General features: G+C 45.1%; 18 protein-coding genes and 1 pseudogene. 9 read left to right on the top strand and 10 right to left on the bottom strand.

Annotated elements, in window-relative coordinates; all coding sequences use genetic code 11:
• The first annotated feature begins 224 nt into the window (after positions 1–224).
• On the top strand, positions 225–3,707 hold the full coding sequence (gene addB, locus EV146_RS01300) for a helicase-exonuclease AddAB subunit AddB (protein ID WP_132000997.1): 3,483 nt from the start codon (positions 225–227) through the stop codon (positions 3,705–3,707).
• Positions 3,700–7,461 (top strand): helicase-exonuclease AddAB subunit AddA, encoded by a 3,762-nt coding sequence (addA, locus tag EV146_RS01295; protein WP_132000995.1) that lies wholly within the window; start codon positions 3,700–3,702, stop codon positions 7,459–7,461. Before addB ends, addA begins: the two co-directional genes overlap by 8 nt.
• A gap of 53 nt (positions 7,462–7,514) precedes the next feature.
• Here addA and EV146_RS01290 read toward each other — a convergent pair whose 3' ends face one another.
• Genes EV146_RS01290 through EV146_RS01265 form a run of 6 tightly spaced genes read right to left on the bottom strand, consistent with a single transcriptional unit; the run spans position 7,515 to position 9,507 of the window.
• Positions 7,515–7,733: a spore germination protein gene (locus EV146_RS01290; RefSeq protein WP_132000993.1), complete on the bottom strand. Its 219-nt coding sequence runs from the start codon at positions 7,731–7,733 to the stop codon at positions 7,515–7,517.
• Positions 7,734–7,793: 60 nt separating this feature from the next.
• The gene (locus tag EV146_RS01285) at positions 7,794–8,174 is read right to left on the bottom strand and encodes a spore germination protein GerPE (RefSeq protein ID WP_132000991.1); all 381 of its coding nucleotides are present in this window, start codon (positions 8,172–8,174) and stop codon (positions 7,794–7,796) included.
• Positions 8,175–8,177: 3 nt separating this feature from the next.
• Entirely contained in the window at positions 8,178–8,354 is a 177-nt protein-coding gene (locus EV146_RS01280) for a spore gernimation protein GerPD (RefSeq protein WP_158286962.1), read from the bottom strand.
• Positions 8,351–8,956 carry a spore germination protein GerPC gene (gene gerPC, locus EV146_RS01275; RefSeq protein WP_241993773.1) on the bottom strand — a complete coding sequence of 202 codons (606 nt, stop codon included), beginning with the start codon at positions 8,954–8,956 and terminating at the stop codon, positions 8,351–8,353. The genes EV146_RS01280 and gerPC overlap by 4 nt, the downstream gene beginning before the upstream one ends.
• A 49-nt stretch (positions 8,957–9,005) precedes the next feature.
• Positions 9,006–9,269, bottom strand: a complete 264-nt coding sequence (locus EV146_RS01270) for a spore germination protein GerPB (protein ID WP_132000987.1) — start codon at positions 9,267–9,269, stop codon at positions 9,006–9,008.
• Positions 9,270–9,285: 16 nt separating this feature from the next.
• Positions 9,286–9,507, bottom strand: a complete 222-nt coding sequence (locus tag EV146_RS01265; protein ID WP_132000985.1) for a spore germination protein — start codon at positions 9,505–9,507, stop codon at positions 9,286–9,288.
• Between the two features lie 172 nt (positions 9,508–9,679).
• On the opposite strand from EV146_RS01265, the pseudogene EV146_RS01260 reads away from it, so the two are divergent.
• From EV146_RS01260 to EV146_RS01245, 4 genes and pseudogenes are all read left to right on the top strand, one after another.
• Positions 9,680–11,273 (top strand): annotated as a pseudogene (locus EV146_RS01260) (long-chain-fatty-acid--CoA ligase).
• Between the two features lie 51 nt (positions 11,274–11,324).
• Positions 11,325–12,230, top strand: a complete 906-nt coding sequence (locus EV146_RS01255) for a fumarylacetoacetate hydrolase family protein (RefSeq protein ID WP_132000983.1) — start codon at positions 11,325–11,327, stop codon at positions 12,228–12,230.
• A gap of 99 nt (positions 12,231–12,329) precedes the next feature.
• Entirely contained in the window at positions 12,330–12,692 is a 363-nt protein-coding gene (locus EV146_RS01250; protein WP_132000981.1) for a YisL family protein, read from the top strand.
• Between the two features lie 113 nt (positions 12,693–12,805).
• Positions 12,806–14,389, top strand: a complete 1,584-nt coding sequence (locus EV146_RS01245) for a putative bifunctional diguanylate cyclase/phosphodiesterase (RefSeq protein ID WP_132000979.1) — start codon at positions 12,806–12,808, stop codon at positions 14,387–14,389.
• A gap of 51 nt (positions 14,390–14,440) precedes the next feature.
• On the opposite strand, the gene EV146_RS01240 is transcribed toward EV146_RS01245, so the two are convergent.
• Positions 14,441–15,004, bottom strand: a complete 564-nt coding sequence (locus EV146_RS01240) for a DUF2777 family protein (RefSeq protein WP_306822094.1) — start codon at positions 15,002–15,004, stop codon at positions 14,441–14,443.
• A gap of 164 nt (positions 15,005–15,168) precedes the next feature.
• Between EV146_RS01240 and asnB the strand changes: the two genes are divergently transcribed.
• Positions 15,169–17,016, top strand: a complete 1,848-nt coding sequence (gene asnB / locus EV146_RS01235) for an asparagine synthase (glutamine-hydrolyzing) (protein ID WP_132000977.1) — start codon at positions 15,169–15,171, stop codon at positions 17,014–17,016.
• A gap of 140 nt (positions 17,017–17,156) precedes the next feature.
• Here the strand turns inward: asnB and EV146_RS01230 are convergent, their stop codons facing one another.
• From EV146_RS01230 to EV146_RS01220, 3 genes are all read right to left on the bottom strand, one after another.
• Positions 17,157–17,477 (bottom strand): hypothetical protein, encoded by a 321-nt coding sequence (locus tag EV146_RS01230; RefSeq protein WP_132000975.1) that lies wholly within the window; start codon positions 17,475–17,477, stop codon positions 17,157–17,159.
• Positions 17,478–17,678: 201 nt separating this feature from the next.
• Positions 17,679–18,089, bottom strand: a complete 411-nt coding sequence (locus EV146_RS01225) for a hypothetical protein (protein WP_132000973.1) — start codon at positions 18,087–18,089, stop codon at positions 17,679–17,681.
• Between the two features lie 586 nt (positions 18,090–18,675).
• Positions 18,676–20,469, bottom strand: coding sequence for an alpha-glycosidase (locus EV146_RS01220; RefSeq protein WP_132000971.1), 1,794 nt, complete (start codon positions 20,467–20,469; stop codon positions 18,676–18,678).
• A 280-nt stretch (positions 20,470–20,749) separates the two neighbouring features.
• Between EV146_RS01220 and EV146_RS01215 the strand changes: the two genes are divergently transcribed.
• Together EV146_RS01215 and EV146_RS01210 are read left to right on the top strand one after the other, a co-directional pair.
• Positions 20,750–22,021, top strand: coding sequence for an extracellular solute-binding protein (locus EV146_RS01215; RefSeq protein ID WP_132000969.1), 1,272 nt, complete (start codon positions 20,750–20,752; stop codon positions 22,019–22,021).
• 107 nt (positions 22,022–22,128) lie between these two features.
• Complete coding sequence (locus tag EV146_RS01210) at positions 22,129–23,412, top strand: carbohydrate ABC transporter permease (protein ID WP_132000967.1); 1,284 nt, start codon at positions 22,129–22,131, stop codon at positions 23,410–23,412.
• Position 23,413: the final 1 nt, after the last annotated feature.

The raw sequence follows: 23,413 nt of genomic DNA, 5'->3' as shown, positions 1-23,413 counted from the left end.
AATAACCGGTATAATTGAAGGGAAATCTCTCTAAAAACATGATTATCCAAAAGGCGCAGTGATTGCGTCTTTTTATGTTCTCATTCCTTAGACTACTAAAATAGTTTGCATGATTATATCAGATTAACAGAAATCTAGTTTGTTGTTCGCTCTTTTACCGGTCCGTTCTATATAGGATACATTGCGGGTTGGAGCGCGCTCATTATGAAAAAGGAGGAAAATCGATGTCTGTACGTTTTGTTCTGGGGCGGTCCGGCAGCGGGAAAACGGAGCTATGTTTGAATGAAATAAAGGACAGGCTTTTAGATGATCCCGAAGGAAAACCTATCATTTATCTTGTTCCGGAGCAGATGTCATTTTTGTCGGAATACAGGCTGTCGACTGCACCAGGACTGGGAGGCATGATCCGGGCTCAAGTGTACAGTTTTCCGCGCCTCGCCTGGAGAGTCCTTCAGGAAACCGGGGGCTATACCCGCTATCATCTGTCAAGTGTAGGAATCAGCATGATGATCCGGAAAATTATCGAGGACAAAAAGGACGAGCTAAAAATCTTTCAGCGTGCGGCAGGAAAAAATGGATTTGTTCAGCAAATGGAACAAATGCTGATTGAATTTAAACGGTATGGCATTAAACCCGATGACTTGGCTGCAAAAGAAGAAGAAGAAGCGGGCAAAAAAGCCCTGAGGGAAAAACTTCATGATCTTGAACTGGTCTACCGCCAGTTTGAGGACGAGCTGTTCGGTAAATATATTGATTCGGAAGATTATTTCCGTTTGCTTTCCGAAAAAATTCCGGCTTCAAGTTATCTCCAGGATGCGGAGGTATATATAGACGGCTTTTATACCTTTACCCCACTCGAGCTGCAAATCATCGAGCAGCTGATGCGGACATGCAGGCGGGTAACCATTGCGTTGCCACTCGACCAGTCCTTTAAATATAGCCATCCTGATGAGCTCCATCTGTTCAGGCTGACCGGCGAGACATGCCGGAATATTCACGGAATCATTGAGGCAAATGGGATTGAGCTGGAGGAGGATATGCTCCTTAAGGGCCAGCTCAGATGGAATGAAGATTCATTAAGGCATCTGGAAGCAGAATTCGATTCAAGGCCGGCTAAAAAATATCTTGGTGCCACAAGCATCCATATTGCCCAGGCATCAAACCGCAGGGCTGAAGTGGAAGGAATAGCGCGCAAAATCAGGGGCCTGGTGCGTGACAAGGGCTTAAGGTACAGAGATATCGCCATTCTCATGAGAAATGCAAACGACTACCGTGAAATACTGGAAACGATTTTTGACGACCATGATATTCCATATTTCATCGATCAGAAAAGCACGATGCTTAATCATCCACTGATTGAGCTGATCCGATCAAGCCTTGAGACGGTGCTGGGCAATTGGCGTTATGAGCCGATATTCCGGGCGATTAAAACGGATCTGCTGTTTCCGTCAGGGACCGAAATAAACAAAGCCCGTGAACAAATGGATATTCTCGAAAACTATGTTCTGGCCCATGGGATTCAAGGGGATAAATGGACCAGGAAGAACCGGTGGGTCTACCGCCGGATTCGCGGACTTGAATTTTCGGATACAGCCCAGACCGACGCGGAGAAGGAAACAGAAGAACTGCTGAATGGCTTAAGGCAGATGCTTACCGCTCCGCTTCAGCGGCTGTCAAGGCGAATTAAGAGGGCAGACAGTGGACGCAAGCTGTGCGAAGCTGTATACCTCTATCTTGAAGAACTTAATATCCCAGTCAAGCTGGAGCAGTTAAGAATGGCAGCCGAAGAGAATGGAAGGCTGGTTGATGCAAGGGAGCATGACCAGGCATGGAATTCAGTTATCGACCTGCTTGATCAGTTTGTTGAAATGCTTGGTGAGGAAGAAGTGCCAGCCAGGAAGTTTGTAACCATTCTTGATGCCGGGTTCGAATCTTTGAAGTTTTCATTAATCCCTCCTGCGATTGACCAGGTGCTCATCGCAGACCTCGAAAAATCGCGGCTGGCAGATATTAAGGCTGCCTTTGTCATTGGTGTGAACGAAGGAGTCCTGCCGGCAAAACTTTCGGATGAGGGAATTCTCGGTGATGATGACAGAGGTGCGCTTCAGGCTGATGGACTGAAAGTTGCTCCGTCCTCAAGGCAAAAACTGCTGGATGAAAACTTCCTTGCATACAAGGCCTTTACGACACCTGCCGAGCTTCTTTATTTAAGCTATCCAATGGCAAATGAAGAGGGGAAAGGCCTGGTCCCGTCAATCTATATAAAAAGAGTGGAAGATTTGTTCCCTGAACATCACCGCCATTACTTCACTTCCGATCCGTCGGAGCTTCCGGAAGCTGAGCAGCTGGAATATGCTTCAGGTGAGTTTACAGCACTCAGCTATTTAACCTCACAGCTGCAGCTGAAGAAACGAAATTATCCCGTGCATGATTTTTGGTGGGACGTTTATGATTATTTTTTGGAAAGCCCGCAGTGGAGAGGGACGGCAAGAAGGGTCCTGTCCAGTCTTTTTTATGAAAACAGGACACAGAAGCTTACCGAACAAGTAAGCCAAGAGTTGTACGGTGAGGAAATTGAAGCAAGCGTATCGCGTATGGAGCTGTTTAACAGCTGTGCTTTTTCGCATTTTGTCCAGCATGGGCTGAAGCTGCGCGACCGCCAGATTTTCAGGCTCGAGGCTCCAGATATCGGAGACTTGTTCCATGCTGCTTTAAAATATATAGCAGAGACCATCATGGAGGAAAACCTGTCCTGGGCCAGCCTGACGAGGTCCCAGTCTGAAAAGCTGGCCAGGGAGGCAGTCGACAGGCTGGCGCCGCGGCTGCAGCATGAGATTCTTTTGAGCTCAAACAGGCATCACTATATCAAACAAAAGCTGCAGCAAATCATTACCCGGGCCTCAATTGTTTTAAGCGACCATGCGAAAGCAAGCGGCTTTTCGCCTGTAGGACTTGAATTGGGTTTTGGCCGGCGGGGAACGTTGCCGCCCCTTGGTTTCTCATTGAAGAACGGGACGAAGATGGAGCTGATGGGCAGGATTGACCGGGTTGACAAGGCAGAAGACGAGAATGGCTTATATCTGCGTGTGCTTGACTACAAATCCAGCGAAAAGGAACTCAATCTGACAGAGGTTTATTACGGGCTCGCCCTGCAGATGCTGACCTATCTTGATATCATCATTACCCATTCACCCCATCTCGTCGGGAAGAAGGCTGACCCAGCAGGCGTCCTGTATTTCCATATCCATAATCCGATTATCAACGCTTCAAGAATGCTTACGCTTGAGGAAATCGAAGAGGAAATGATGAAGCAGTTTAAAATGAACGGCCTGATGCTTGCAGACGAAAATGTGATCCGGCTGATGGACCGCACTCTCGAATCAGGGAATTCACATATTGTTGCTGCCGGCTTTAAAAAGGATGGTACTTTATCTAAAGCCTCCAAGGTGGCGAACAGGGAGGATTTTGACAGCCTGAGACGCTTTGTCCGAAACAAATATGTGGAGACCGGAAACGATATTATCAGCGGCGTCGTCGATATCGATCCATTCAAACTGAAGGACAGGCTGCCATGCACATTTTGTTCATTTAAATCTGTCTGTCAGTTTGATCGGTCCATCGATTCAAACGATTTTAGAAAGCTTGTCCCAAAAAGCAAAGAAGATATCCTCGAGGCTATCAAAAAGGAGGGAGTCGATCTTGGGTAAAAAAAACATTCCGCCAAAGCCGGATGGGGTAACATGGACGGATGACCAGTGGAAGGCGATCATGGCCAATGGGCAGGATATTCTTGTTGCCGCCGCAGCAGGTTCAGGTAAAACGGCGGTACTTGTTGAGCGGATCATTAAAAAGATTACATCAGGTTCTGACCCGCTCGACGTTGATGAGCTTTTGGTTGTTACTTTTACAAATGCATCAGCAGCTGAAATGCGCCATCGAATTGGCGAGGCATTGGAGAAGGCAATCACAGCGGATCCATCTTCTTCTCATTTGCGAAAACAGCTAAGCCTGCTGAGCAGGGCATCTATTTCAACACTGCACTCATTTTGCCTGGATGTGATTCGCAAGTACTATTATTTAATTGATGTGGATCCGGGTTTCCGGATTGCTGACCAAACAGAAGGGCAGCTGTTAAGGGATGAGGTTATAGATGATATTTTTGAAGAAGAGTATGGGAAACCGGAAAATCTCGAATTCTTCAAGCTGGTTGATACTTTTACCAATGACCGCAGCGATGAGGCATTAAAGGATATCATTCTCGAACTCTACGATTTTGCCAGGTCCAATCCAGCACCTGAAGACTACCTGGATTTAATTGTTTCTATGTATGATGTTGATCTGAGCGGATCAATTGAAGATATGCCGTTTGCCAGGTCGCTGCTGTTCGATCTTGAGCTTCAGCTGGAGGGTGCAAGGAAACTGCTTGAGCAAGGACTGGAGCTGACAAAGCTCCCAGCCGGACCTGCTCCACGGGCCGAAAACTTCCTTCAGGATCTTCACATGGTTGATACACTGCTAGCGGCCCAAAAGGAATCCTGGTCTTCCCTGTTTGAGGCCATGCAGCTGGTAGATTTTAAAAGGGCCAAGCCATGCAGTCCCAAAGTTTATGATAAAGACTTAATTGAAAAGGCAGGGAAACTTCGGGACAAGGCCAAGAAGATGGTGCTCGACTTGAAAACTGAGCTATTTACCAGAAGGCCTGAAAGCTTTCTAAAAGATATGATGGAAATGAAGCCCGTCATTGAAACGCTTACTGGGCTTGTTAAAGTATTTGGAAAAAGGTTTGCTGATAAGAAGCAGGAGAAAGGGCTGGTTGACTTTTCAGACCTTGAGCATTTTACACTTGAAATTCTTTCGGCGGGCAAGGCGGGAAATCTGCTGCAGCCTTCCGAAGCCGGCATTTATTACCGAGATAAATTCAAGGAAGTGCTTGTCGATGAATACCAGGATACCAATATGGTCCAGGAAGCGATTCTCCAGCTTGTGACGGCCGACGGAGAAAGCAGCGGGAACCTGTTCATGGTGGGTGACGTCAAACAGTCGATCTATCGCTTCAGGCTGGCGGAACCAAATTTATTTTTAAGCAAATACAACAGGTTCACCACTTTCGGGGAGGATACCGGACTTAAAATCGATCTTGCGCAAAATTTCCGAAGCAGGTCCGAGGTACTGGATGGAACCAACTATCTCTTTAAGCAGATTATGGGGGTACGGGTTGGGGAAATCCAATATGATGAGAGTGCCGAGTTGAAAAAGGGTGCGCCATATCCCGAGGGGAACCCTTACCCGGTGGAGCTTTTACTGATTGATTCTGGAGCAGATACAGCAGAAGATTCTGATGGAGAAGAAAACGCTGGAGAAGGCTATGATGCTCTGGATCTTGAACAATCCCAGCTTGAAGCAAGGCTTATGGCCAGGAAAATGAAAGAACTCGTTGAAGGCCGGATGGGGGTATTTAACCCGAAAACGGGGATGGAAAGACCTGTACAGTATAAGGACATGGTCATTCTTCTCCGCTCCATGACTTGGGCTCCACAGTTCATAGAGGAATTTAAGCAGCAGGGTATACCTGTTTATGCGAATCTTTCAACAGGCTACTTTGAAGCGACTGAGGTTGCGATTATGCTGTCAATGCTGCGGGTGATCGATAATCCTTATCAGGATATCCCGCTCGCTTCTGTTCTGCGGTCCCCGATCATTGGACTGAACGAAGAAGAGCTTGCTGTCATCCGGATTGCCGATAAAAAAGGAACGTATTACGATGCCCTCTCCTCTTTTTGCCAAAATGGAGGACAAAAGGAAGACGAGGGACTGTACGAAAAGGTTCGCCCCTTTTTGGACAATCTGAAGAAATGGCGCTCTGTTGCCAGACAAGTATCCGTTTCCGAGTTGATTTGGCAATTGTTCAGGGAAACCCACTTTTATGATTTTGTTGGGGGGATGCCTGGAGGAAAACAGCGTCAGGCAAATCTGCGCGCCCTGTATGACCGGGCAAGGCAGTATGAGTCTACTTCTTTCCGTGGATTATTCCGTTTCCTGCGTTTTATCGAAAGGATGCAGGACCGGGGCGATGACCTGGGTGCAGCAGGCGCAATCGGCGAGCAGGAGGATGTTGTCCGGATCATGACGATCCACAGCAGCAAAGGGCTGGAATTCCCTGTTGTTTTTGTGGCGGGGCTAGCACGCAAGTTCAATACGATGGATTTGAAAAAGTCATTTATGCTTGATAAAGAGTACGGCTTTGCCTCCAAATATGTCAATCCCGACAAACGGATATCATACCCATCCCTTCCTCAGCTGGCGTTTAAGCGGAAAAAGAGAATGGAAATGCTTGCTGAGGAAATGAGGGTCCTTTATGTTGCGTTAACCAGGGCAAAGGAAAAGTTATTTTTGATTGGCTCGGTCAAGAATATGCAAAAAACAGCAGATAAATGGGCGGAAGCCGAAGGACATTCCGACTGGCTGCTTGAAGAATTTCTCAGGGCCTCAGCCGGAAGCTATCTTGATTGGATTGGCCCTGCGCTGGTCCGCCATCAGGATGCCCATACCATAACAGAGGGGGGCAGGAGCGGACCTGTCCCTAATGAGATTGTCGGCCACCCGTCCCGCTGGCAGCTGCACGTTTATCGAGCTGATGAGGCAGCTTCCTTTTTGGAAGAGGGGAACATGGAGAACGAGACACGTCTGGAGAAGGTTGCGGCCGGGGAGCCTGTTAATAGTGGCTCCCAGCATGCGGAAGCGGTTCGCCGTCAGCTTTCCTGGAAATACGAATTTGATAAAGCGGCTACTCACCGTTCCAAGCAGTCTGTTTCTGAGCTAAAGAGGAATCATGAGGTCAGGGACGATGAAAGCGGCACAGGCCTGCTGAGGAAGTTTGCCAAACCGCTGCTGAACAGGCCGAAGTTCATGCAGGAGAAGGAAATGACCCCGGCCGAAAAGGGTACAGCGATGCATATGGTGATGCAGCATGTCGATCTGAGCCGTCCTGTCACTGAGGAATCCCTTCATGAATTGCTTGACATCATGGTACGGAAAGAACTTTTATACCCCGAGCAAAAGGACGCCGTGGAACTAAAATGGATATTAGCCTTTTTTGACTCGGAGATTGGCCGGCGCCTCCTTGCTTCCAAGAATGTAAAAAGGGAAGTGCCGTTTTACCTGTCGCTGCCCGCGCCCGAGGTCTATCCTGATTGGGCCGGACAGGAAGAAGATATTTTCATCCAGGGGGTCGTAGACTGTGTGTTTGAGGATGAACAGGGAATGGTCCTGCTCGATTTTAAAACGGATGGGATTCAGGACCGGTTCCGAGGAGGCTTTGAACAGGCAAAGCCTGTCCTTGCAGATCGATACAAAGTTCAGATCGAACTCTACGCAAAAGCCCTGGAACAAATCTGGAAGCGGCCGGTTGAAGAGCGTTATTTATTTTTCTTTGATGGCGGTAACCTTTTGAAGCTCGATTAAAAAGACCAACCTAAAAAGCCGGTGCAGCTTGATATTTGCTGCAGCGGCTTTTTTTAATTATTTCCGACAGTTGGCTGGTCAACTAGGCTTGAATCCAGGACATTGCTTGAGCTTAGTCCATTATTTGTAATGATGAAACCGCCAGTGTTGGAAGAACCAGCGCCCGTGGTTGATTTTGTATTGCTTTTGGGTGAAATAAACAGTGTGTCACCAAACTGGACAGTTCCTCCTCCAACGTTGACAATCTGTACCGGACCAATGATAGCTGGCATCTAAAACATCCTTTTCTATAATAGGCTCTTTGCTCCTCGTTGTACGATATGCATGGGTGCTCACGTTTGTTCTTTGTCTGTCAGCAAGTGCCGGATATGCTTGATTCTCGCTTCCATTGAAACATGGCAGGTGTTTCCAAGATGGACCACGGAAGAAGATGAAACCCCAATGATATCTATATTGCCTACTTTTAAAAAAGGATTGAGATTCTGCTGGGACATTTTCACATTTTCCGTAACAGGGATTAAGGGAATCGGCTCTGAAAAGATGGGGTAGGAAGCGAAATTTCCTTCGTTGTCAAAGAAGATTTCTGCTTCTCTCTGGACAGCGAGTGCCCGCGATAAGGCTTGTATTCGATGGGAATCCCCAATCTGAAAAACGGAGGATATCCCCAGGCTGTCAACCTTTATATGGTTTATGGAAGAAGTTCTTTGCAGCATGGCTCACTCAGGCCCCAGCGGTACGAATGGGCCGACAATCAGTGATTCAGGTGGAGTATCGAATGTGGCGGCTAGCTGGATGGATTCAGCATCCCCAACCATGAGGAGAGATGAACTCGATACACCCAATACCCTGATGCTTCCTACCTGGATATCCCTGTTGTAGACACAGAAGTTCAATCTGTCCTCACTCCTTTTGTCTGCTCTTGTAAATTGTTCAAAAATAAATAGACTCCGTTCTGTATTTCTCCCTTTATCGTTTCGATGACTTTTTGTTTGGCCTCGGATTCATTTTCCCGTGTTTCTTTAGTAAGTTGCTCCAGATGTACCTTGATTCGGCTGGGAAGCTGTTTGAGAATATCCTCCGTAATAAAGTGATAATAGGATTCATCTGCAGTGAAATTCAATTTTTGCATGGTATCCTGATAGATTCCTGGCAAATCTGTTTCCAGATACTGCCGCAGCTCATTTTCAATTTCCATTCCCCTTTTAAATAAGTCCTTCGGTGCGACCTGCGCCTGGATGCTTTTATTATCCACGGCGAAATCGGAAATTCCTTCGAGGTCCGAGGGGTTCAGGCCGATGTTTAACGTTCCTTCAAGTGTCTCCACTTTTAACTGGTCAAATTTGTATTCTAGATTTCCAACCTGAATGGGTGGCCTTTCCTTAAGCTTCACGAGTTCCTGATTCATTTCCAGCATGGCTTTCTCCAGTTTCCGCAGCTTTTTACTCTGTTTTTCCACGAAGGCATGAAGTTCTCTTATATATTGATAGATTTCCATGTTCAAGGAATTCACCTCAAATCATATGCATATAGTGTCCACTTTGCCTTTAGGTTGGGGATTGAAGAGGGACCGCGGGAGCTTCAAGAAGATTGCCTGCGCCGGATGGGGCAGCCTGCGGGGAAGTACCGGTCGCCGCACTTCCAGGAGGTACAGCCTGCGGAGCAGGTCCCTTAAATCCGCCAGTATTATAAAGATAGGATGCGGGCTTGATCACCCCGGCGCTGCCTATCTGCAGGACAGAAGAGTTTGTGATTCCGTCAATCCTGATCAAATTGATTGAAATGGACTGCTGTATATAAAAATTGGCCATAATCGTTCACCCGCCATTAAGCATTAAAGTAATTTCCCTGGTCAACACTGTCCTGGTCAAAGGTATTGGTGGAACTTTGATTATTATAAACCTGCATACTATCTCCTGTGTTAAATGAACCGGCCCCCGAAAAGGTTTTAGCAGTGGAAACTGGCATGATCTTATAGACATCTCCAATGTTAAAAACGCCGCTGCTTCCAATCGAGATGACTTGAACAGCTCCAACAATTGCTGGCATACAACAACACCCTTTTAAATTTTCTTTATTATCCTATGTAGGCGGAAGCAGTATGTGATTAAAATGCCTATAAGAAATAAAGTCTGCGGGGAGACAAAAAACGACATCCCAAGTGTAATTACAAATGGTAACATATTATTAGAAAATTCCGTTTTATATGGAGGGTTACGAAATGGACATGCCTATGGTACTTACTCAGTTTTTGGATCGGGCAGTTTCATTATATGGGGAAAAGAGGGCAATCATCTGTGAGGAAAGGGTGTTTACATACAAAGAACTGAACGAACGAGTAAAACGTCTGGCGGCCGGTCTTAAAAAGCTTGGAATCAGAAAAGGAGACCGTGTCGCCTACCTGGCACCTAATTCCGTTGAAATGCTTGAGGGCTTCTACGGCGTCTTTGAACTGGGTGCAATCATGGTGCCCCTGAATATCCTCCTGAAGTCTGAAGACTATCTTTTCATCCTGAATCATAGCGAGTCAAAAGTTTTGTTTGTTGATCAGGAATTGTACCACTTAATTCAGCCAATCAAAGATCAATTGGAATCCGTAGAAAAAATCATTGTGCATTACTCAGAGGAAGGCTGCGGGGAAACAGGTTATGATCAATGGCTGGGCAGCCATTCACCGGAGGCGTTTGATAGAGAACTTCTTGGGGAACAGGATGTCTGCAGCCTGCTTTATACAAGCGGAACCACTGGCAAGCCAAAGGGAGTGATGCTGACCCACCGGAACAATTATGTCCACGCACTAAGTACCATGCATCATTTGAGGGTCAGTGATGAGGATGTCCTGCTCCATGTCCTTCCCATGTTTCATGTAAATGGCTGGGGATCACCATTTTATTATACAGCAAACGGTTCGGTTCAGATTTGTTTGCGAAAGTCTTCCCCGGAAATGATTCATGACGCCCTTCAAAAGCATGGTGTAACGGTGATGCATATGGCTCCGACTGTACTGAACTCCCTTTTGCAGCACTACGAGAAATATGCTTCAGTGCCTGGCCAGAATGTAAGGGTTATCATTGCCGGTTCAGCACCGCCGCCTGCCTTTGTGACAAGGGTGGAAAAAGAGCTGGGGTGGGAATTTATCCAGGTTTACGGAATGACAGAATCCTCTCCCCTCAGTACGGTTTCTGTGGTCAGATCACATTTGAAGCATTTGCCAATTTGACGAACAATATCGGATGAAAGCTAAGGCGGGTGTCCCGATGATCGGCTGTGAGGTTAAAGTCCTGAATGATGCAGGAGAAGAAGTGGCAAGAGACGGAAGTGAGATTGGTGAAGTGGCAACAAGAAGCAATGGTGTCATGAAAGGGTATTGGAAAAATGACGAGGCCACAATGGAAGCTATCAAGGGCGGCTGGCTGTATACAGGGGATATGGCGACCGTTGACAGGTTTGGGAATATCGAAATTGTCGACCGGAAAAAGGATGTCATTATTTCAGGAGGAGAAAATATCTCGTCCATTGAAGTCGAAGGTGTCTTATATGACCATCCGGCGGTCCTCGAAGCTGCCGTTATTGCGGTTCCGCATGAGAAATGGGGCGAAACTCCTCATGCTTATGTCGTAAAGAGAGACGGAAAGAGCGTAACAGAGGACGAGCTTATTCAGTTCTCCAGGGAGAAACTTGCCCATTTCAAAGCCATAACGGGAGTGAGCTTTGTGGAAGAGCTTCCCAAAACCGCCTCGGGAAAGATTCAAAAGGTTCACTTGAGAAATAAATATTGGGCATCAAAGGGCATAACAGGAAAGTTTGTGAATTAAACTTTGTCATTATTAATCTATACAAATAAGTGCCTGAAAGGAGATGGGGATATGAAGTTTGTCAGTGCACAGGACGAACAGGGTTTATTCGTAGGACTGTTGAATGAAGCAGAAGATCAAGTTCTTCCACTCGGGAGAACGGAAGAAAAGATGACGGGCTTCGCAAGTCTTCCTGCTTCAATGGCAGAATGCATTGCAATGGGAGAGGAATTTATCGAGAAGGCACAGGCAGTTGCAGCTTGGGCAGGCGAACATCGAGCGGAAGAAGGCGCATATCTTCCTTTAACCGGGTTGACTCTCCTTGCGCCGATACCCAGGCCTTCCAAAAATATCTTTTGTGTGGGCAAGAATTATGCCGAGCATGCAGTGGAGCTTGGCAGCAAAGAGGATATACCTGAAGACGTGATTATCTTTACAAAGGCTTCGACTTCAGTTATTGGGCCAAAGCAGCCTATCCCGCTGCATAGCGAAGTGACAAAGGAACTCGACTATGAAGGAGAATTGGCTGTCGTTATCGGGAAAGAAGGGAAAGGGATCAAGCAGGAGGATGCCCTTGACCATGTTTTTGGCTATACAATTATTAATGACGTAACTGCACGTGATTTGCAGTCTCGCCATAAACAATATTTTATCGGTAAAAGCCTGGATGGATCCTGTCCGATGGGACCATGGATTGTTCATGCCTCTTCCATAGCCGACCCCAATCAGCTGAACATAGAGACCAGGGTGAATGGTGAAATCAGACAATCCTCTAATACAAGGCAGCTCATTTTTCCTATCGCGAAAATTATTGAGGAGCTTTCAAAAGGAATGACCCTTGAACCCGGAGATGTCATTGCCACAGGTACACCGGCAGGAGTTGGCAAAGGCATGAAGCCGCCCAGTTTTCTGGCTAGTGGGGACATGGTAGAGATTACTGTAGAGGGGATTGGCACATTGAGCAATCCTGTTAGGTAAAAAGCCCGCGGCAATAGATTTCCCTCTATCATATCTTTAGGATTTTACTTCCCTCTATGGTATGATAATGGGGAATTTTACATAATAGGAGGCAGTTTTATGGTACATGCCCATATGACAGCGTGGTTTTTGGCACTAGTTTTATTTTTTGTTGCGTTAGGGTTGCATAAGAGCGGGAAAGAAAAAGGATTCAAGGTACTGAAAATGATCTTAAGGGTTCTGTACATACTTATCATTGCAACAGGCGTAGGTCTTCTCCTGAGCTTGAGCAATATCAGCATGATGTATATCCTGAAGGCTGCAGTGGGTGTTTGGGTTATTGCCATGCTAGAGATGATCCTGGGCCGCACAGCCAAAAGAGAAAGTACAAAGGTGCTGTGGATCCAATTTATCATCGCCATCCTGCTTGTGTTATATTTAGGTTTTTCCCTGCCGCTTGGCACCTATTTATTTAAAGGGTAAAAAACAAAAGCTGCCGCCAGGCAGCTTTTGTTTTTTTGTCAAAATTTTGGCCATAAAAGTGTGTTACCTTTAACTCAGGGATATTGGAGAAATACTGAAAACTGGAGAGTATTATGGCTAAAACCTTTTGCTGCCTATATCACGACGACCATCAGCTGGACCATTTTATCAAAGAATCCTTTCTTGAGGATGTTCCAAACCTTCTTGTCCAGATTTTTTCTGAAAATGAAGGCAGACAGCTAGAACTTCGGGAAGTGCTGAAACGTAAATTTTCTGCCGCAACCATTCTGGGATGCATTCCGTCAGGATCGAAAATTGAAAGAAAGGTCGAAGAAGAGATTTTCCTTTCTTTTACCTTGCTGGATGAAAAAATTTTTAAGCTTGCCTATTATGATTTGGAGACTGGCCTTCCCAATGGGTTAAAATTTTCTCAATATCTTGATGAAATGTTAAATAAAGTGAATCCCCATGGGAATAAGCTTGCTTTGCTCATGTTTGATATGGATCGATTCAAAAATATCAATGATAGTCTTGGCCACAGGGCAGGAGACGCCATTCTAAAGCAAATTGCTGAAAGAATGAAGAAAAAGGTACCTGCAGGATCATTTTTAGCAAGATTTGCAGGTGATAAATTCACACTATTATTAACATCTAAACCTAGCACCGACAATATCGGCAAAATTGCACAACAAATTCTCACAGAGATTTCCAGTCCGCTTTTATATCAGGGGCGGGAACTATTCATTACCGCCAGTATTGGCGCAAGCTTCTATCCCTGTGACGGACAGGACGATCAGACTTTAATAAAAAACGCAGATACCGCCTTGAACGAGTCAAAACAGCAAGGCGGGAACCAGGTGACTTATTACAGTCCTGACATGAAAGGGAAAGTGCTGCTTCGGTTTGAGATTGAAAACCATTTGCGCACAGCCCTGCAGAAAAAGGAGCTTTTTTTGTGCTACCAGCCCCTGGTTGATCTAAAAACTGGCCGAGTTACAGGGAATGAAGCACTGCTGCGCTGGAATCATCCGCACCTTGGCCTTGTAGCTCCGCTCGAATTCATCCCGCTTGCTGAGGAAATAGGAGTAATTGAAGAGATTGGGGCATGGGTAATCCAGTCGGCTTGCCTGCAGACAAAAGACTGGCAGCGAAAAGGGTTCGGAAGCCTTGGCGTGTCTGTCAATGTGTCGGCAAGACAATTCCGGGAGCCCGGTTTTCTGCAAGTGGTTATAGATGCACTGAAACAGGCCAGCCTGGAACCGGAGTACCTTACCCTGGAGCTCACAGAAAGTACAATGCTCCAAAACATTGATCACAGCATACTGACCATGAAAGAACTGCAAAAGCTTGGCGTAAAGGTATCAATCGACGACTTTGGAACAGGTTATTCATCGTTAAGCTATTTGAGGAGCCTGCCCATTAATTCATTAAAAATAGATAAATCCTTTATCAGCAATCTCCAAACTGATTCGAACGGTTTTTCAATTGTCAGGGCAATCATCTCAATGGGCCGGGGACTCGAAGTGGAGGTTGTCGCGGAAGGTGTGGAAACACAGGAACAGGCAGAGCTTTTACGGGAAATGAGCTGCCAGTATGCACAAGGGTTTTTTATTCAAAAACCGCTTCAATCTAGCGATTACGAAAAAGGAGCCTCAGAAGGCCAATTGACCAGGTACTTGCCGCTCAAAAAAGGATGAAAGGTGATAAAAACCCCCGCATGGTCTGGTTATGCGGGGGTTTTGCTCCACTCAGGAGATTTTTTCAATTACGGTGCGTTTTCCGCTGCTTAAGGTAAACTCAAACCGGTCGTTTTGCATATCTCCATAATTAAAATGGTGCTGGATGCTGCAAATGGATTCTTCATTATCAAAAATGAGGAAATTGACCCCTGCAGCTCCCTGACCTGGATCAAGGAAGGTCAGGTGGTTATAGCAATAAATACAGTCATGTATTGAAAAATGAAGGGAATTCAATGTATTGATAAAGTACAGGAAGGCTTCATCCTTTAATTCTGCCAGCAGCCGTTCAAGCGAATATACTAATTGTTTCCTGACCCTTATCATCTCGCCATCTTCCAGCTGAAAAACCTCTTTGCCGCATTTTACGGATCCTCCGTCAAGAAGGTCACCTCGTTTCCACGAATTTTTTCGCAGAATCTCAATTTCCTGATTGCTAAATTGCTCAAGGAGAGCAGCTTCTTCGGTTTCCTCGTCAAAAAATATCCATTGCTCGTTAATGTGCTCGACTGTGCCGGTATCATAGGAACGCAGCTGGCTTTCTATCAGTTTCAATCTTTGCTGTTGATTCATCATTGTCCTCCGAATTTAGCTATTCACCATCCTTTCTAGACACATTTTTAGGAATTTATAACCATTGTGAAAGATTATCGAAGTATTTTAACCATATAGTTTCTTCTTGCATAAGATTAACCATAGCCCAAAACTAAAGGTTCCGCGAAAGAAGGGATGGATGCTGAATGTGTGGAATAACTGGCTGGATTGATTTTAATAAAAATCTGAAACAGGAACAAAAAAGCATTGTAAAGATGGCGGAAACTTTGTCCAACAGAGGACCTGATGATACAAACGTATATCTTCAGACACATGCCGCCCTAGGTCATAAACGCTTGGTGGTTGTCGATCCTGAAGGCGGGAAGCAGCCTATGTGCAGGATCAAAGGAAATCACCGCTATGCGATTTGCTATAACGGTGAACTGTACAATACAGAGGATTTACGAAAAACGCTTTCTATAAAAGGATATTCCTTTAAGGGTCATTCTGATACAGAAGTTTTGCTGACAGCGTATATGGAATGGAAAGAAAATTGCCTGGAATATTTAAACGGGATATTTGCGTTTGCAGTGTGGGATGAAACTGAAGAAACATTGTTTATTGGAAGGGACCGCCTGGGCGTAAAACCATTATTTTTTGCCGAAGCACCTGCGGGGATCCTCTTTGCCTCTGAACAAAAAGCCATACTTGCCCACCCCGGTATGAAGTCTGAAATCAGCAGGGATGGTTTATGTGAATTATTTGGGCTTGGGCCTTCCCGTTCGCCCGGCCATGGGATCTTTAAAGGGATACGCGAGCTCAGGCCTGGTCATGCTCTTTCCTTTTCCAGGAACGGCCTGAAAATCTGGAGATATTGGAATGTAAAAAGTGAAAAGCATGAAGACAATCTTGAGGAGACCGCCGAAAAAGTCCGGATGCTCTTTTCGGATGCAGTCAAACGCCAGCTTGTATCCGACGTTCCTCTTTGTACATTTTTATCAGGAGGGCTGGATTCCAGTGCAATCACTGCCATAGCTGCAAATCAGTTTGCGGCAGAAGGAAAGGGAAGCCTCCATACGTACTCAATTGATTATGAAGGGAATGATGCCTACTTTAAGCAGAATGAATTTCAGCCTAATTCAGACGGTGCCTGGATTAAGAAAATGTCCGATACATTCGGGACTGTTCACCACAGCAGCATTATCTCCCAGCAGCAGCTGGCCGACCAGCTGGCCGAGGCAGTCCATTGCCGGGATTTGCCGGGCATGGCTGATATCGATTCATCCTTACTGTGGTTCTGCAGTGAAATTAAAAAGGATTTTACGGTAAGCTTGTCTGGCGAGTGTGCCGATGAAATTTTTGGCGGCTACCCATGGTTCCACCGGGAAGAGGACTTTAACAGGAAAGGCTTCCCGTGGATGAGGTCGATTGAAGCGAGGCAGGGTCTTTTAAGGGACCATTGGCAGAAAAAGCTGCAGCTTAAGGATTACATGATGGCTAAGTATTCAGAAACGATTGAAGAGGTTCCCCGCTTAGATGGCGAGAATGAGGTTGAAGCAAAAAGGCGTGAGCTGTTTTATCTAAATATGGTATGGTTCATGACAACCCTGCTGGACCGAAAAGATCGGATGAGCATGGGGGCAAGCCTGGAGGTGCGGGTGCCATTTGCGGACCATCGGCTTGTAGAGTACGCCTGGAATATTCCTTGGGAGATGAAGATGCATGGCAACAGGGAGAAGGGAATCCTCCGCAAGGCTTTGGAGGGGCTCCTGCCTGAAGAGGTCCTATACAGGAAGAAAAGCCCTTATCCGAAAACTCATCACCCATCCTATACAAAGGCTGTCAAAGGATTGCTTTCTGATTTCCTTGAAGATCCCAATAGCGCCCTGTATGAGTTCTTCGACAGAAATCAGCTTATCTCCATGATTGAAAGTGACGGCGCCAGCTTTAAGAGCCCATGGTTTGGGCAGTTAATGACCGGTCCTCAGCTTCTGGCCCACATCGCACAGATTCATATTTGGTTCAGGGACTATAACGTGAATATCGTGGATTAAAAAAATACCCCGTAGATTACGGGGTATCATACTGTCGACAACCCCCAGGCCATACCTTGATTTGGAGTAGGGGTTGTCTGGTTTTTTGATCTATCGTTGTCTATTTGACTCTAAGAAGTAAGACTGCAATGATCGGGCTTTTAAGCATTTTTTACTTGATCGTAAAGCCATGCCTTCACAAACATTATGCGATATTCATCAAACGTCATTTGTTTATAGTGTATAAACAAACGAAGAGATCCTTCATTGATTCGCCAACCCCGCTCTTCCGCCCTTCCTCTTTCAATCAAAATGGCGTCCAAATAGACTCCTTCACGGCACCAGCGACTGATGACTTGTGTGTCTTTTGCTTCTGAGACACCGGCTTCTATTAACATCTTTAGAGCATCGTCAACAGTTAAAATGTAGGATTCTTTCTGTCTTTCCGTCAAATCCTCCAAGCCTAATTTTTTGACTCCCACCGGATCCCCTCCTGGCAATATTTCTATATTATATTCATAAAATATCGTAATAAACTGTGTTAAAGCCTGGTGATTTTACCTTGTAGAAAAAATAAAGAAATTAAGCCTATTTTGTACTGCGGGGTACAAATACCCTGTCGCTTCCTCCTTAATTACATAATATGCAATCAAGGAGGTGAAAAAAATATGAGTAAAAAATGTTCATGTGGTAAAAAACACCATGATCATAAACACCATGATCATAAACACCATGACCATAAAAAGCCTCATCACGATGATAAAAGCGGTTGGCTTAGAGATTTGATTCTTGATAGCTGCGACCGGAAACATAGAGGTTTGCTTGAAGGTCTCCTTTTCGGTCGTCATCATGATTGTCATGATCATTGTCATGATCATAAACCAAAACCACCAGTTCCACCAACTCCGGTTAATTGTGAGGGGTGTGCTTGCAGCATTTTGGAAGATGCAATTCCAGGTGAAATGTTCAAAATCCTTCCTGAAGGAGATAACCAGTTCCTTGCATTCAATCCTGACGATCAATTCCGAGGTACTGACTTCGAATTTGTCGAATTTTTCCCAGAAACATGCTGTGCGGAATTTATATGGTTTCAAACCGGCGGGGGTCCTCCACCTACTAGGGACCAAAGACTTGTGATAGACTGCCGTTGTATTTGCGGTCTTAGTCAGGATATTGATGACACACCAACAAACGGATAAAAAATAAAAAAGAAAAACCTTCTTATTTAAGCTCAGCTGTCGAGAAAATCTCGACAGCCTTTATTTTTTACTTTAATAATTCACCTTGTTTACACCAAGCAAAGCTAGGTTAATGGTAGCAATCTTTGTTTTCTATTTTAAAAAATGAAAATACGTTCATTAAAAAAGTAAAAATAAAAAAGCTTGGGAAGAAAATATAGTACCTTTCTTCCCAAGCTGAGCTCGTAAAACTTTTTCTTTTTATTATAGGTTGTGTTAAATCGCTTCAATACTAGCGATCGTCTTGTCTAATACCAAAAAGGTATTAGACAAAGACCTTTTTGATTAGAACAACCGAGTCAACACTTGGCGGTCCGTTATCCGTACAATATTTATTGTTTCGATTACTATCCAGTCGTTTGATAACATGCTTTAACCTTTGCTAATACAAGAATCTAATTATAAAAATACAAACTATGTCTACAAGCTAACACCCCGTTGATTACGGAGTGTTTTCATCGATAGGGGCCTTCTCGAATTCAAGAATGGCAAACCCGTTTCCTTCTACGGTTGCCACCAGCTTTTCAGCTTCGGCAGTGAATTTTTCACCTGTCCAGAGATTTTTAATCGTCTTTCTTTTCAGTTCAAATGGCAATTCATATTCGGTGGGGTCCTGGCTGTTATTGACAATGACAATCGCTGTTTTTTCGCCGTTTGATCTGGAATAGGCGAAACAGGCATCCCCTTCACATGCACCATACAGGAATTGTAAATCACCGCCATTCGCAAGTACCTCATTTTCTTTTCGGAGCTGGATCAGCTTTTGGACATGCTCGAACAGGTCACGGTTCTGCTGGTCTGTTTCCCATCTCATACATTCCCGGCAGCCTGGGTCCATGCCTCCGTCCATCCCGATTTCATCTCCATAGTAAATGCATGGTGTTCCATAAAAGGTCAGGAGGATTGCGAAGATCTGCTTCACTTTATTTATGTCTCCGCCGCATTCCGTAAGGATTCTTGGAGTATCATGGCTGCCAATCAGGTTGAAGGCCCCCTGATTTACATTTCGAGGATACATGTGAATAACGGTGGTCATATTCTCCATGAATTCAGTTGGCCCAACTGTCCCCTTGGAAAACATATTAAGAATATTGGTCGTAAAAGGGTAGTTCATTACGGCATCAAACTGGTCTCCACGAAGCCAGGGCATGGAATCATGCCAAATCTCCCCGAGGATGTATAAATCAGGCTTGATCGCCTTTACTTCTCTGCGGAACTCCTGCCAAAATGCGTGACTGACCTCATTGGCGACATCAAGCCTCCATCCATCAATATCGAATTCCCTGACCCAGTACCGTCCTACCTCAAGAAGGTATTCTTTTACCTCTGGATTTTCCGTATTCAGCTTTGGCATTTCCGGTACAAAACCGAAAGCATCATAGTTTGGCGCAGGTTCGGTTTTAAGAGGGAATTCTCTTGCATGGAACCAGTCCTTATAGGGGGAATTTTCCCCATTCGCAAGAACATCCTGAAACTGGGGAAAATAAAATCCGCTATGGTTAAAGACGGCATCAAGCATTACCTTAATGCCATTTTCATGGCAAGTTTGCACAAGCTGTTTCAGTGTCTCTTCGTTACCGAACTGGGGGTCAATCTCCATATAATCAATTGTGTCGTATTTATGATTAGAATGAGCCTTGAAGATGGGAGTGAAATAAATCCCGTTTATCCCTATCGTTTTTAAATAGTCAATATTCTGGATTACACCCTCCAAATCCCCTCCGAAGAAGTTTTCGGGTGTGGGACCTTCGCTTCCCCACGGCAGCGTTCCCTCAGGGTCGTTTGACTGATCGCCGTTGGCGAAACGTTCAGGGAAAATTTGGTACCATACAGTATTTTTGACCCATTTGGGTGCCTTAAACACATCAGAACCGTTTAAATATGGGAAACAAAAATAATAGGCGATGTCATCCAGGGGCGGTTCTGGGTAAAAACCTTTTTCAGTAAAGCATACCGATTCCACTCCGTCGCTTAAAATAAACCCGTATCGGAGCCGTCTGTATGGGGGCTTGATTGATGCAAGCCAATAATCAAACAGCTGGTCCGAACCGGTTTTTTTCATTTGGACCATCGTGGTGATCCATTGATCATGCTCCCATTCATAAGGGTCTCCAGCCATAAGGGTTACTTCCGTTATATCATCCTTTTTGGTCCTGATGCGGATATGAAGCTCATCTTCTGCGCAAGCGTATGCATAGTTATCTTTAGGCCGATGGTAAATAGCTTCTTTAAACATCGATCAATACCCCTTTACTATTAATCTCATATAAAAATTACCTATCTGTTTAGTCTAATCATATTAACCGTTTGTGCCTGTTATTAAACACTTTTAAGCCACAAAAGCAAAACTGCTGTCATGATTTTGTCCTCCTTGTCATGATACAGACAAAATAAATTAATAAATGGGACACAGCATTAATATAGTTTAAACAAGAGTGAAAGCGATTGCGCAATAAAGTTCCATATGGAACTTATTGCGCAATACAGAAAAGAAATTATTTTTAGGAGGGGCAGAGATGAAAAAGGCACTATTCAATTTTTTGATGCTGATTCTGATGCTTGGTATTCTTGCGGCTTGTGGTCCGAAGGAAGAGGAAACGGGGCCATCCGAAACGGGCGGCAAAGGGGAAGAGGCTAAACCTGAAAAATTAGTTGTCTGGGAAGATAAAGATAAGTCAGGCTGGCTGGAAAAGGTAGCTTCCGACTTTGAAAAGGAACACGGCATTAAAATTGAATTTAAGGAAGTCGAAATGGCAACCAAGATGCGGGATCAGCTGCGCCTCGATGGTCCTGCAGGAACCGGGCCAGATATCGTGACGCTTCCGCATGACCAGATTGGCCAGGTTGCAGTGGAAGGAATAGTAGCTGAATTGGATGTAAGTGAAGAAACGAAACATCGATTCTCGGAATCTTCTCTCGCTGCCCAAACCTATGATGGAAAATTATACGGTCTGCCAAAATCTGCTGAGACACCGGTTTTTATCTACAATAAAGCGCTTATGAAGGAAGTTCCGAAGACAATGGAAGAGCTCTATGACTTTGCAAAAGCGAATACATCCGGCGATCAATATGGTTTTCTTGCTCTATGGGATAATTTTTATTTCGCCCATGCGGTAATTGGAGGAAATGGCGGTTTTGTCTTCAATGATGACAATGGGGTGCTTGACCCAGCTAATCTTGGGCTGAATAATGAAGGCGCTGTTAAAGGGACGCAGTACATTCAGAAATGGTACCTTGAAAAATTATTTCCTAATGGAATTGTTGGTGAAAGCGGCGGGTCAGCCATGGATGGATTATTTAATGAAGGAAAAGCAGCGTCGGTCATGAATGGACCATGGGCATTTGGACCAATTGGAGAAGCAGGTATCGACTACGGTGCTGCCCCGCTGCCAAAGTTTGCAGACGGAACACCGATGAAAACGTTCATGGGAGTTAAGGGCTGGCATGTTTCCGCCTTCTCTAAAAATCAGGAGTGGGCGACTAAATTTATCGAGTATATAACAAACGACGAAAATGCTAAATATCGCTTTGAACAAACAAAAGAGGTTCCGACCAATACAGCGTTGGTTGCCGACCCTGCAATCTCTGAAGACGAAGGAGCAAAGGCAGTTGCCCTGCAGTCTCAGGATGCAGTCCCAATGCCAAACATTCCTGAAATGAGCGAGGTTTGGAAGCCTATGGCTGATGCACTCCAAACAGTCGTAACAGGGAAAGCAGAGCCTAAAAGTGCGTTGGACTCCGCGGTCAAGCAGATTCAGCAAAATATCGAAGCTAACCATTCCAAGTAATAACGAGCTGGCAGTGCCTCCTTGGGTGCTGCCAGCTGATTTTTAATCCGATCTTTAATATAAAGACATGAAAAATGATGGCATAAATAAAAAAAGGGGAGGATACGATGGCTGAATCACCCTATAAAACAAATCATCGGAGAACGGCATTCGCTCTTTCAATCATCCCGGGGCTGGGTCAGTTGTACCATAAACAATATGCAAAAGGGACATTCTTTTTCATATTGGCAGCTTCTTTTATCTATGTATTTGCTGATATGCTCAATATTGGATTATGGGGCCTCTTCACACTGGGTGAAAAAACTCCCCGCGACCACTCAATCTTTCTCCTTGTATATGGAATAGTGGCCGTTATTGTTTTAATTTTTGGCCTGGCATTCTACCTTTTTAATCTAAGAGACGCTTATCAAAATGGCTTGAAGAGGGATAGGGGAGAGAGGCCGGCAAAATTAAAAGAACAATATCAAAACCTTGTTAATAGCGGATTTCCCTATTTAATTATGTCACCTGGCTTCCTGCTGCTTGTTTTCGTTGTCATCCTTCCGATCATTTTTGTTATTCTACTGGCTTTTACAAACTATGACCTCTACCATTCCCCGCCTGCAAAACTCGTTGACTGGGCGGGCTTCAAAAACTTTGTGGACATTTTTAGCATTGATATCTGGAGGCAGACCTTTTTCTCTGTGTTCGCATGGACAATTGTCTGGACATTTACGGCAACCACCTTTCAGATTGCACTGGGAATTTTTCTCGCTATTCTCGTAAATCAGAAGGAAGTAAAGGGAAAGGCAATGATCAGGACCGTTTTTATCCTCCCATGGGCAGTGCCTGCCTTTGTGTCCATCCTTGTTTTTGCAGGGATGTTCAACGAATCCTTTGGGGCAGTAAACCGGGATATTCTTTCCCTGATCGGGATTGACCCTGTTCCGTGGATGACAAAGGCTGTGTACACCAAGATCGCCATCATCCTGATTCAGACATGGCTGGGTTTTCCGTTTATCTTTGCGATGACAACCGGAGTCCTGCAATCCATACCAGATGAACTGTATGAGGCGGCAACAGTCGATGGGGCGACTTACTACCAGAAATTCAAGAAAATTACCCTGCCGCTTGTCCTGTTTGCCACAGCACCAATATTGATCACGCAGTTTACATTTAATTTTAATAACTTCAATATCATCTACTTGTTCAATGGCGGGGGTCCTGCCGTCCCCGGGGCAAATGCAGGCGGAACGGACATCCTGATTTCATGGATATACCGGCTCACCATGACATCAGCCCAATACTCCAAGGCTGCGGCCATCACGATGCTATTATCGGTCTTTGTCATTTTGGCAGCGCTATGGCAGTTTAAGAGAACTAAATCATTCCAGGAAGAGGATATGATGTGAT

The organism is Mesobacillus foraminis, assembly GCF_004340465.1.
Taxonomy (GTDB): domain Bacteria; phylum Bacillota; class Bacilli; order Bacillales; family Cytobacillaceae; genus Mesobacillus_B; species Mesobacillus_B foraminis.
This window is presented reverse-complemented; position numbering and strand designations above follow the sequence as displayed.